The following is a 13354-nucleotide window of genomic DNA, read 5'->3' as shown; positions in this document are numbered from 1 at the left end:
GGACTATTTTTTAATTAATCTAAATTTTAAACAAAATGAAATTATTTATTTCCAGGATAATTCTTGGATTATGCTTATTATCTGCACCCTTTATATTTGCCCAAAATCTTAAAAGCCAGTTTCAGGTAAAAGGAAACTGTGAAATGTGTAAAGAAAGAATAGAAACCTCAGCAAAAAAAGCAGGGGCAAAAGCGGCAAGATATTCTATAGATTCTCAAACTTTAACATTAGAAACAGAAGGAAATGTTTCTCCGGATGACATTCTTAAAAAGGTAGCTGAAGCGGGACACGACAATGAGAAATTCAAAGCTACTGATGAAGTGTATCAAAGTCTTCCTGACTGCTGTCATTACGAGAGGACTCTTCAACCGTCCAATGCAAGCACAAGCGCGGTAGTACAAAAACCCAAAGCTGACAATGAATTTTATGTCAAAGGAAATTGTGCATCATGTAAAGCAAGAATTGAAAAAGCAGCAAAAGATTCCGGTGCTACTTCTGCAAATTGGAGCGCTGAGAAACAAACTGTTGTTTTAAACTTTGACAGCAACAAAACTTCTGCAGATAAAATTTTAAAAAAGATTGCTGATGTTGGGCATGACAACGAAAAGTATACTTCAACAGACAACGTTTATAACAATCTTCCCTCATGTTGCCTTTACGACAGAACTGTAGCATTGGGAGAAAAAGGATCTAACGTTCATTTTGAAGAAGATGAAAAAACAATGTCCGGTAACAATAATGTATCTGCGGAAAACGAGAACCACGATCATCATGAAAAAAAGATTGAGGAAGTAAAATTATCCGCGTCGAAAGCTTCAACTTCATTAAGCAAAAATGAAGCAGGTTTGGTTTTTAATATTGACAAAAAGGAATTGTTGAAAGCAGCCTGTTGTAATCTCTCGGAAAGTTTTGAAACAAATGCTACCGTAGATGTTTCCTTCAGTAATGCTGTAACAGGCACGAAACAGCTTAAAATGCTGGGTCTTGATCAGAAATACACCAGCCTAACCAAGGAACTTTTACCGGAGATCAGAGGTTTGGCTTCCGCTTATGGGCTGAATTTTATTCCCGGCAGATGGATCGAAAGCATCCAACTTACAAAAGGAGGAAGTACGGTAACCAATGGGTATGAAAGTATTACCGGGCAAATCAATACCGAACTTCTGAAAAATGCCAAAACTCCCGAAACATCACTCAATCTTTTTTCTGATTTCAACGGGAGAGCAGAGGCAAATATAACGAGTGTATCTCCTATTAATGAGAAATGGTCTCAGACTTTCTTGTTGCATGGAAACGGAACTTTCGGAAATACGGATATGAATAATGACGGATTTCTTGACCGTCCGAAAGGGACACAAATCAATGCAGCATATTTGCTTAATTATAATGACCTGGAAAAATCCGGTTTCGGATCTCACTTCGGAATTAATTTCGTGAAGGATAACAGAACAGCAGGACAGACCGATTTTGATAAAAGGCTGTCTCAGGATAAGCAAAACCCGTACGGGGTTGGAATTGATATTTCGAGATTTCAGGTATGGAACAAGACCGGATATGTTTTTAAAGGTAAACCTTATCAAAGTATAGGCTGGATGAATCAGTATGTATACCATCAGCAGGATAGCTTTTTCGGGTTGAGAAATTATTCAGGTAAACAGAATACTTTTTATTCCAATTTAATTTTTGAGAGTATTATCGGGAATACGAATCACAAATATAAAGCCGGAGCCAGTTTTATGTATGACGGTTATGATGAAACCTATCTTACAACTCCATACAAAAGAAATGAAATCGTACCTGGAGCTTTTGCCGAATATACCTTAACAGGATTAAAATATACTTTGGTAGCCGGAGCAAGAGTAGACTTCCACAACCTGGCTGGAACACAGTTTACACCAAGGATGAACTTTAAATATGATTTCACTCCCCAAACCATTTTAAGGTTGTCAGCAGGAAGAGGTTTTAGAACGGCTTCGGTTTTTGCGGAAAATCAACAGTACTTTGCATCGAACAGAACGATTCAAATTATACAAAATGGCGGAGATATTTACGGATTAAAACCTGAAATTGCATGGAATTACGGAGCAAGTTTACAGCAGGAGTTTAAAATTTTCGGAAGAAAATCTTCCATCGTTGCCGACTTTTTCAGAACAGATTTTCAGAATCAGGTGATGGTTGACCTTGACCGATCTCCACAGCAGCTTGTATTTTATAATTTGGAAGGAAAATCTTTTGCCAATAGTTTACAGATACAGTGGGATTTTATTCCGATTAAAAACTTTGAAGTAAAAGCTGCCTACAAATATTATGACGTTCAGGCAGATTATCTTGACGGAAGAAGGGAAATTCCTTTTATGGCTAAAAATCGCGGATTTGTAAATCTTGCTTATTCTACGAACAAAAGTGATAAGGGTGGCTTCTGGAGTTTTGATACGACTCTGAATTGGGTTGGAAAGCAAAGACTACCGGACACATCGGGCAATCCAACCGAGTTTCAATTACCCGGTTATTCCAAATCTTATGCTATTTTGAATGCACAGATTTCTAGAAATTTTAATAAAAAACTGAGAGCCTATGTTGGAGGCGAAAACTTAACCTCTTACTATCAGAAGAATGCGATCATCGATTTTAAAAATCCTTTCGGGAATTATTTTGATGGTGGAATGCTCTACGCTCCTATTATGAAAGCTAATTTTTATATAGGTCTGGATGTGACATTCTAAAAATACCGATAAGTTTTTAAATATAATAGGCAGCATTAATCCAAATGCTGCCTTTATTTTGGAATAAAATTTTATCGGTACGGACATTTTTTCAAGATTAAAATGTGGTTCCTTCTCCGTTGACAAAGGTGAGCTAAGGCATTAAATGACAATTTTGCAAATCTCCGATTTTGCCATTTTACAAACAAAGAACAAAAAAATACTTAAAAAATCTATTTACATTAAAAATTTTATATATTTACACTTTCTAATATGTATGAACATACCAACCAAAGATTTCACGATAGATCATCATAGTAAACTCCCTCTGCATGTACAGGTAGAAGAACTTTTCCGTAAACTTATCAAGATGGAAGTTTATAAAAAAGGAGCTCTGTTACCTAAGGAAGTTGATCTGGCTAATCTTTGGGGAGTTTCCCGGAACACCATCCGACAGGCAACCAATAAACTGGAACATGAAGGTCTTATTGTACGGAAAAAAGGGGTCGGAACACGTGTGGCTGAAAATAAAAGCCTTACAACAGGATTGGATCATTGGTATAGTTTTACAAGAGAAATGCAGGAGAAAGGTATTCATGTAATTAACCAATTGTTAAAAACAGAAACAGTACAGCCTAATGAAGAAATCTGCCATTTTTTTAACAGTTCACCAGATAAAAAAATATTTAAGCTTTCTAAATTAAAAGGAGAAAATTCCGGTGATCCGATTGTCTATTTTGAAAGCTATTTTCATCCAAGAATAGGCCTTGATAAAAATGATGATTTTGATATGCCATTGTATAGCATGTTGCAGGAGAATCATGGAGTCATAGTACACCGGTCCCGTGAAAATATAAGCGCCTGCCAGGCTGGTGCCGTGATAGGAAAGAAACTAAAAGTACCGGCTGCTTTTCCGGTTCTGAAACGAGAGCGTTTCGTGTATGATATCAATGGAAAGCCGGTAGAATATAATGTGGGATACTACCGTTCTGATAAGTTTACCTATACGATAGATATTAATAAATCTTCTTAGCAGGTTTTATTTTTTTAGACATTAATATGTTCAAACATTCTAACATATAACCAAAAATGAAGTCCATGTACAAGTATTTTCTTTTGCTGATGTCCTTCCTGATGACAGGCAATTTTGTTTATAGTCAAAAAAAAGTTCCTTATTTTGGTAACATACAGTCTACCAACGGTTATGAAAAGGAAATAAGTGGTGAGAATATTGATTATTTCTCTGCATTTCCGGATCATGCAACGAGAGCTTTACTTACGCGCACAACGGATGGCGCAAAAGCAATTGAGTGGGAAACTGCTCCTGTGCCACAAAAAGGCAATAAGCAATATGTATATTTTAACTGGCTGGTCTCCCATTCTTCGGGAAGCAGTGGGGGTATTCGCCATTTTGACTTGTACATCAACGATCAAAAAGCACTTACTCTCACTACTTATCCCGGAAATAAGCATCCGGACTGGATTTCCAAAGCAGCAGACAGTACTGCATTTGTATTCAACCAGACTAAAATGGACGGCTTAAAAGATTCTTATGGTATTGCGTATCTCAGAGTTCCTGCCAATAAAGTAACTCCGGGAAAACCTTTACGTCTGAAACTTGTAGGACAAGCTCAGGATAGCAGGGACTGGTTCATGACATACAAATTTACCTTCCAGGAGAAAATGGATGCTTCCTCCACTCCGTTCATTTTAAAAGATGGAAAACGTCTTATTACCCTTACTACATTACACTTTGGTCCTGAACAAAAAATTACGGTTAAAATAAACAATAAGAATTCCTTCTCCTTTACTATGCCGGATGGTATTAAAACATTTGACCTACCTGTAGATCTTGCACCTGAAGGAGGCAGTGTTCAGTTATCAGTTACCTCAGGTAATAAGGAACTTCTCCGTAAAACTATTGAGGCTGGAGCTATCGTTCCCCGCACCTTATATTTCATACATCATTCTCATACGGATGTAGGATATTCCCATTTACAATCTGAAGTGGAAAGGATTCATACTCAAAATATATATGATGCCTTGAAAATGATTGAGAAAACACGGAACTTACCTGAAGAAGCTCGTTTTAAATATAATGTCGAAGCACTATGGGATGTAGAAAACTTTATGCGAAAAGCTACTCCTCAGGATAAACAATTATTTGTAAAAGCAGTAAAAGAAGGAGATATAGGTCTTTCAGCAATGTATGGTAATATTTTAACGGGACTTAGCCAGCCCGAAGAATTATACCATTACACGGAATATGGGAAAAAGCTGGAAAAAGAATATGGATTAAAGATCAACAGTGCCATGATGTCTGATGTTCCCGGCTTTGCCTGGTCATTGGTTCCTGCACTTACTGCATCGGGAGTAAAATATTTTTCCAGTGGCCCCAATTATCTTGGAAAAACCAACCCATATCTTGGAGACCGGGTTGGAAATTTTGTAAAAAACTGGGGAGATAAACCAGTATGGTGGCAATCGCCTTCGGGTAAAGAAAAAATATTATTCTGGACAGCCGGAAGAGGTTATTCTTCATGGCACGGCATCCATCCAGGTGGTGTATTTGAAAACGGGCAAAGAAAGATTGCCGAATATCTTGATGACCTTACCAAAACCAATTATCCTTATGATATGGTACAGTGGCGTTATAATATTGTTTCTGATAATGGTCCTATAGATCCTTCAATATCAAAGTTTGTAGATGAGTGGAATAAAAAATATATCTCGCCTAAAATCGTTCTCAGTACGAATGAAAAGATGTTTGAAGTTTTTGAAAAGAAATATGGAGATCAGCTTCCAATAGTAAAAGGAGATATCAGTCCACATTGGGAAGACGGAGCAATGTCTACCGCCCGGGAAGAAGGGATTAACCGAAACAGCAGCCTTAAGTTACAACAGCTAACCACCCTGTACTCAATGCTCAATCCTACTCAATATAACAGCCAAAGTTTTTATGAAGCATGGAGAAATGTCATTTTATTTCATGAGCATACCTGGGGAGCCTTTAACAGTATTACTGCTCCTGACCTTCCGTTCGTTAAAGATCAATGGCAGGTAAAAAAGCAGTTTTCTACTGACGGAAGTTCTTTGGCTAACAAACTGGAAGCTGATTTACTAAAGCCTATAACCAATCCTGTATCCAAAACCATTGCAGTTTTCAACACCTCATCATGGTTACGAAGTGGTGCGGTAATTATTCCTGGAACATCATTGGGGAATGCCGTCCAGGATGCATCAGGTCATACAGCTCCTTTACAAAAGCTGCAGGACGGAACTATGGTATTCATCGCAAAAGATGTTCCACCACTAGGGTCAGCAAACTACATTATCATTAAAGCAAAAGTATCTTCCGCAAAGCCTTTTTCTGTTACTAACAATAGTATTTCTAATGGAAAGGTAGCTGTGACCTGGGATCATAAGACTGGAAGCATTACCCAGTTTACCGATAACAACAATATTAATTACGCAGGAATTTTTAACAACCAAGGGTTAAACAGTTATTGGTATGTTCCTGGTTCTGATCCAAAGGAAGCTCAATCCAACATGAATGTGCAGATAAAAGTATTAGAGAATGGACCTGTTATGAGCAAAATCTCTCTGATATCAGAAGCACCAGGTGCTAATAAACTGGAAAGAATTCTTACTTTGTTTGCGGATAGTGATGAAGTAGGATTGGAAAATATTGTGGATAAAAAACCTATACGTACCAAAGAATCGGTTCACTTTGGTTTTCCCTTCAATGCTGAGTTCAAGAATATAACAGTAGATGCAGGTTATGGTATCATGAGATATCTTACTGATCAGCTTCCCGGTTCCAACATGGATTATTGGTATAGCCGCCGATGGGTAGATGCTTCTTTTGGACAAAAGGGAATGCAATGGATGGTTTTAGAAGCACCCCTTATTGAAGCTACTGAGATGATCGACGAAAAAATGGTTATTGATAACAGCCACAAAAAATGGAAAGACAAAGGAACTCCCGGCACTACCAATTGGTTCAGCTATGCGATGAACAACTATTGGCACACCAACTATAAAGCAGATCAGGAAGGTCCTGTGCATTACCGCTATGCTCTACGTCCACATGGATCATTTGATTCGGTAGAAAATGAAAAGTATGCGTCTGCTTTTACGCAACCTCTTATTGCCGTTTCTGTCGATGAAAAATTCAAAGCTGGCGGAAGTCTTTTCAAAGTTGGCAATGACAAAATTGTTGTGACAAGTGTAACACCACAAGAAGATCACAGCTTTATTATAAGACTATACAATCCAGACGAGCGGGAACAGACAACAACATTTGCCTGGGAAAAGCTAAAACCATCTCAGCTTATTGATGTAAAAACAGGTAAAACAATAACACCTGACGAAAAACTTAGTTTATCAGGAATGGATGTTATTGAAATTAAACTTATTCCTTAATTAAAGTCATGTCGAAACCGGTTATTGCCATAGATATGGGAGGTACAAGGATTAAAATCGGCATTGTGCAAGATGGCATTTTACTGGATTCCACCTCTATTGATGCCTATTCCACAAATGGTCTCAGATCCAGGCTTCCTTATATCCGGGAAGCTGTAGAAAATTTATTAAAACCCCAACAACTTTCTTTATCGGATCTGGGTGGATTAGGTATTGCTTCTCCCGGGATCGTAGACAGCCACCGGAAAAAAGTACTTTCTATCGATAAGAAATTTGGAGATGCTCCTGAAATCGATTTAGAGGAATGGTGCCAGAAGATGTTTAATCTTCCTTTTTTCATAGAGAATGATGCCAGGAGTGCGTTGGTAGGAGAATGGATATATGGTAATGCACAAAATCATGACAATGCAGTTCTCATGACACTGGGAACGGGAATAGGCAGTGCGGCTATCATAGAAGGAAAATTATTGAAGGGTAAACATTTTACGGCGGGTATTCTTGGAGGACATTCGGTGATCAATTATAAAGGGAATGTATGTAGTTGTGGCAACAAAGGTTGTGTAGAAACGGAAGCTTCAACATGGAATCTCGCAAACATGCCTAAATCAGAAGATCTGCCAGCTTCTTCGGTAGTTGATTATGAAATGATCTTTACTCTGGCTGAAGAAGGAAATACAAAAGCATTAGAAATCAGGAATCAGAGCCTTCAGGCATGGTCTGCATGTGCTGTTAATCTGATTCATGCTTATGACCCGGAAATACTGGTGCTTACCGGTGGAATTATGGCCAGCAGTTCTTCTATCATACCCTATTTACGGAATTATATTGAAACTTACTCATGGACACCCTGGGGAAAAGTTCATCTTACTGAAGGAAAATTCTCCGGCACAGCTGCGCTATTGGGCATAGCCCATCTCATCAACAACCAATAAAATAATATGACAGATAAACATTGCACAAGATGAAATCAAACTTTAATAAATTTCCCATCATTGAAATCAAAGGCCACTCTTGTTTTTCAGGTTGGCAGAATATTACTGAACAAATAAAAGAAAGCAATCCTAGAGTTATCGCGATTGAGTGCTATCCAGGGGTTTATCTGGAAGAGGTCATCAGCTCATTGAAAGAGATACTAAATCCTGAATTGGTGATCAATACCATTCAGGCCATGAAACCGGAAAAAGAAATTGCAGCACTGGTACAGCCTTATGTAACGGATGATCCTGTATTTGGTTATATATCCTCCCTAAAACTGGAAGATTATTTTGATTTTAAAAAGATTAAAGATCTCAAAAGCCTTCTATCAGAAATCGGTGATTGTGCTGTGATCATAGGCCCTGGTGCCACTATAATTGCAGACGAGGCAGACCTTTTCATGTATGCAGATATGCCTCGATGGGAAATACAAATGCGTTTCCGAAAAGATACAGCCTGCAATCTGGGCAGAACCAACTATACTGATTCTTTTGCATATCAATACAAACATGCTTATTTTGTAGACTGGCGCGTTAGTGACCATTATAAGAAACAAATATTGAATAAGTGTCAGTTTCTTCTGGATACGACCATACCCCATCAACCTAAAATGATAAGTAATGTTGCTTTATTTGATGCATTTCAGCAAACGGTAAGCGCTCCTTTCAGGGTTGTCCCGTTTTTTGATCCCGGCCCATGGGGAGGCCAATGGCTAAAAGAGGTATGTGATCTGGATAGAAGTCTTCCGAATTACGCCTGGGGATTTGATTGTGTCCCTGAAGAGAATAGTCTCTTATTGGGTTTCGGAAACCAGGTTGTAGAAATACCTTCTTCCAATCTTGTTTTTTTCCAGCCAGAAGCTTTGCTGGGAAAAGAAGTATATGAGGGATTCGGGGACGAGTTTCCTATCCGTTTTGACTTTCTGGACACTATGGAAGGTGGTAATCTGAGTCTACAGGTACATCCGCTTAAGGAATACATCAAAGAAAAGTTCGGGATGTCCTATACACAGGATGAAAGTTACTATATGCTGGATGCTAAAGAAGATGCTTTTGTCTATTTGGGGTTAAAAGAAAATATTGGCCCTAAGCTTATGATGAAGGAGCTGGAAGCTGCGCAACATGATCAGGTTCCTTTTGACGCAGAGAAGTATGTACAAAAATGGCCGGTCCGCAAACATGACCATGTATCTATTCCTTCGGGCACTGTACATTGTTCGGGAGCGAATTCTGTGGTATTGGAAATCAGTGCAACTCCTTATATTTTTACTTTTAAATTATGGGATTGGGGGCGTATGGGACTGGATGGCAAACCGCGTCCCATATCATTGGCACATGGTAAAAATGTTATACAATGGGATCGAACCACTTCATGGACCAAAGAAAATATACTAAACCTTACAGAACCTATTGCTGAAGGAGATGGCTGGCGGGAAGAACGTACAGGTTTAGATGCATTATCATTTATTGAAACAAGAAGACATTGGTTCACTAAAAAAGTAGTTCATCATACCGGAGGTGTGGTAAATGTACTCAACCTTGTTGATGGAAGGGAAATTATTGTGGAAAGCCCAGAACATCTTTTTAAGCCTTATATTATTCATTATGCTGAAACATTTATCGTACCGGCTCATGTAGGACTGTATACCATAAGTCCATATGGAGAGAGTGAAGGAAAAGAATGTGTGACTATTAAAGCGAGCATACGTACTCAGATGATTTCTCAAAAAGTTATAAAATAAACCTCTATGCAGCAAACGTTTCATTCTACAATCCTTAAGGCAACTCTTGTAGCATCAGTAGGCGGATTGTTATTCGGTTATGATACCGCTGTAATCTCCGGAGCCATTGGCTTTATGCGAACTTATTATCATTTATCCGATCTGATGACAGGCTGGGTAGCTTCATGTGCTCTGCTGGGCTGCATCATAGGTGCTGTGTATTCAGGAACATTAAGTGATCGTATCGGTCGTAAAAAAGTATTAATGCTTTCGGGTTTATTGTTTACTATTTCATCCATAGGAACATCACTGGCTCCTAATCTGTGGATATTTGTAGTATTCCGGATGATAGGAGGAATGGGTATCGGAATTGCTTCCATGCTCTCGCCGATGTATATTTCAGAAATGGCTCCTGCAGCCATAAGAGGACGTCTGATATCCATATTCCAACTGGGAATCGTGAGTGGTATTCTGGTTATCTATTTTGTGAATGCCTATATTGCCGGCATTCATAACGAAAGCTGGAATATTTCTACAGGATGGAGATGGATGTTTGGTTCGGGAATTATTCCTGCCATTATCTTTATTCTGTTGCTCTTCACTGTTCCTGAGAGCCCGCGTTGGCTGGCCGGACAAAAAAGAGAAACTGAGGCATTAGCAATCCTGAAAACCATCAATGATCCTACGACTGCCCGGCAGGAGCTGGATTCCATCAAGGGGGCTTTAAAAGAGGAAAAATCTCTTTCTTTCAGCGCGCTTAAGGAGCCCAAATTAAAACGGGCATTGGCTATAGGTATCTTCCTTGCTATATTCTCACAAATTACCGGCATCAATGCAATTATGTATTATGCTCCGGAGATTTTCAAGGCAACGGGAGTCGGCTCAGACTCTGCATTCATGCAAACCGTTCTTGTGGGGATCATCAATGTTCTTTTTACTTTTGTAGCCATAAGATACGTAGACACATGGGGACGAAAAAAATTACTGCTTCTTGGTATTTCCGGCATGGCTATTTGCTTATTTATTATTGGCTTTGCCTTTTTTAATGAACAAAAGGGGTATCTGATACTTATCGCTATTCTTGGATATATTGCTTGTTTTGCCATGTCCCTTGGTCCTCTTGCATTCGTTGTTATTGCAGAAATCTTTCCAACAAAGGCTCGAGCTACCGCTATGTCCGTGGCTACTTTCTTTCTGTGGTCAGCCGTTTTTTTAGTTTCCCAAACTTTTCCGGTTCTTGTCGGAATTATTGGTAATGCTTTTACATTTTGGTTATACATGGCCATCGCTATCACAGCACTCTTGTTTGTATGGAAAAAAGTACCTGAGACCAAAGGAAAAACTTTAGAAGAAATACATAATTCTCTATAAAAGAAAAAGAGTGATTGAAATTCTTAATTTTGGGATTTCAATCACTCTTTATTATTTTACCGGCTTTATACTCATCGCAAATCCCCCACCGGGAGCCGTTTTGATTTTCAGCTTAGTATTGGTTCTCACTATTTGTCTGGAGATCTCATAACTTTTAGGATTGTTTTTCCAGCTGGCATTTTTACCGTCTTTATAAATTACCGCTTCAAATTTTTGGTTTTTAGGTAGAAATGACAAATCTACCGTTGCTTCTCTTGGATTTTCATCAGTAATACTTCCTACAAACCATTCATCTTTATTTTTAGCTTTCCTTGCAATGGTAATATAATCACCCGGCTCAGCTTCAAGAATATATGAAGAATCCCAATCTACTGCCACGTCTTTGATAAACTGAAAAGCATCAGGGTATTTTTTGTAATTATCAATCAGATCTGCAGCCATCTGAAGCGGGCTGTACATTGTAACATAAAGTGCTAATTGCTTGGTAAGCGTTGTACTCAACTTCGCTTTATTAGTTCCATAAACCGAAAAATCTCCTTCGAATATCCCTGGTGTATAGTCCATCGGGCCTCCTATTAGCCTTGTGAATGGCAATATGGTGGTATGATCCGGACGGTTGCCATTGAAAGATTCAAATTCTGTTCCGCGTGCCGATTCCTGAGCAATCCAATTGGGGTAAGTCCTGTAAAGACCTGTTGGCCGCACTGCTTCATGTGAATCTACCATAATATGATATTTTGCAGCCATTTCAGCAACGTAGTTGTAATGGTTAACCATCCATTGGCTGTCATGATATTCACTCCGCGGGATAATTGGCCCTACATATCCCGTTTTTACGGCATTGTATCCATTGTCTTTCATAAACTGAAATGCGTCCATCAATTGTCTTTCATAATCTACCGCAGATGATGTTGTTTCGTGATGCATGATAATCTTTACATTTTTGCTTTTGGCATAAGCCTGCAGTTCTTTTACATCAAAATCGGGATAAGCTTTGGTAAAGCTATAAATATGTTCTTTTCTATAAGCCTGATTATCTTCCCATCCTTCATTCCATCCTTCCACTAAAACAGCATCAAAGCCGTTTTCTGAAGCAAAATCAATGTATTCTTTAACATGCTTGGTATTCGCGCCATGCCTGCCATTCGGCTTGAGGGTTTTATAATCCGTTTGCCCGATCCGGATATCCTGATCGTCTGAATAAGCCCAGGTAGATCCACCTCCTGTAAAATATTCCCACCATACTCCAATGTATTTGGTCGGCTTGATCCATGAAGTATCCTCAATTTTGCTTGGCTCATTAAGATTAACAATCAGGTTGGAAGCCAAAATATCTCTTGCGTCACTGCTGATAATCAAAGTTCGCCATGGGCTTACAGAACCTGTTTGAACAAAACCCCTGTCTCCGTTTTTATCAGGTGTCAGATTGGAAGAAAGAATAAAATTCTTCTCATCAAGATTGAGTGTCATTGCAGCAAAATTGGTAAGAGCTGCTTCATGAATATTAATATAAATTCCGTCTTTTGATTTCAGCATCAAAGGTGTTTGTACAGCAAGACTGGCACTGGGTGCTTTTGCTGCCAGAGGTTCTTTCCGTACCTCAGCGATCAGATTTGAAATTTCGGACAGATTTGATGTAGTAACCGGAAACTCATTCGTATCATAATCGGCAGGGATCCAAAATGCCTTATAATCTTTTCCTAAATTAAAGCTTGTTTTCTCACTGCTTATGGTAAAATGCCTTAAATCCTTTTGGACAGGAAACTCATACCGGAAACCTAAACCATCGTCAAATAGCCTGAATCTGATATCCAGCTTCCACCCGGTTTTATCTTGAACTAAATGGACAAGCATTTCATTGTAATGATCAGCTACTTCCTTATTGGGTCCCCAAACCGGCTTCCAGGTTTTATTGGACGATGAGTAATCAATCCCCTCTACTTTAAAATCGGAGAAATAGGAATAAGAGGGTTTTAAAACAAATCCTAACTGGCTTTCTTTTAAAACCGTTTTATCTTTATAATTTAATGAATAATATGGAGTTCCCTCCCCTTCTATTTTAAAATTCAGTTTAAACTGATTATTGGGTGACGAGAGTATTTGTCCGTTCGTAACAATCGTGAACAACATACTCATACAAAAGTATATAGTCTTTATTTTC

7 protein-coding genes are annotated in these 13354 nt (G+C 38.7%); 6 read left to right on the top strand and 1 reads right to left on the bottom strand.

Annotation, left to right across the window (positions count from 1 at the left end; all coding sequences use genetic code 11):
* The first annotated feature begins 35 nt into the window (after positions 1–35).
* From PFY10_14610 to PFY10_14585, 6 genes are all read left to right on the top strand, one after another.
* Positions 36–2723, top strand: coding sequence for a TonB-dependent receptor (locus tag PFY10_14610; GenBank protein WBV55460.1), 2688 nt, complete (start codon positions 36–38; stop codon positions 2721–2723).
* A gap of 256 nt (positions 2724–2979) precedes the next feature.
* Positions 2980–3735: a GntR family transcriptional regulator gene (locus PFY10_14605; GenBank protein WBV55459.1), complete on the top strand. Its 756-nt coding sequence runs from the start codon at positions 2980–2982 to the stop codon at positions 3733–3735.
* A 65-nt stretch (positions 3736–3800) separates the two neighbouring features.
* Positions 3801–7127 (top strand): glycoside hydrolase, encoded by a 3327-nt coding sequence (locus tag PFY10_14600; protein ID WBV55458.1) that lies wholly within the window; start codon positions 3801–3803, stop codon positions 7125–7127.
* An 8-nt stretch (positions 7128–7135) separates the two neighbouring features.
* Complete coding sequence (locus tag PFY10_14595) at positions 7136–8059, top strand: ROK family protein (protein ID WBV55457.1); 924 nt, start codon at positions 7136–7138, stop codon at positions 8057–8059.
* A 29-nt stretch (positions 8060–8088) separates the two neighbouring features.
* Entirely contained in the window at positions 8089–9843 is a 1755-nt protein-coding gene (locus PFY10_14590) for a class I mannose-6-phosphate isomerase (protein WBV55456.1), read from the top strand.
* 6 nt (positions 9844–9849) lie between these two features.
* Entirely contained in the window at positions 9850–11193 is a 1344-nt protein-coding gene (locus tag PFY10_14585) for a sugar porter family MFS transporter (GenBank protein ID WBV55455.1), read from the top strand.
* A gap of 51 nt (positions 11194–11244) precedes the next feature.
* On the opposite strand, the gene PFY10_14580 is transcribed toward PFY10_14585, so the two are convergent.
* Complete coding sequence (locus tag PFY10_14580) at positions 11245–13329, bottom strand: glycoside hydrolase family 97 protein (GenBank protein WBV55454.1); 2085 nt, start codon at positions 13327–13329, stop codon at positions 11245–11247.
* Positions 13330–13354: the final 25 nt, after the last annotated feature.

This window comes from Chryseobacterium daecheongense (genome assembly GCA_027920525.1).
Taxonomy (GTDB): domain Bacteria; phylum Bacteroidota; class Bacteroidia; order Flavobacteriales; family Weeksellaceae; genus Chryseobacterium; species Chryseobacterium proteolyticum.
This window is presented reverse-complemented; position numbering and strand designations above follow the sequence as displayed.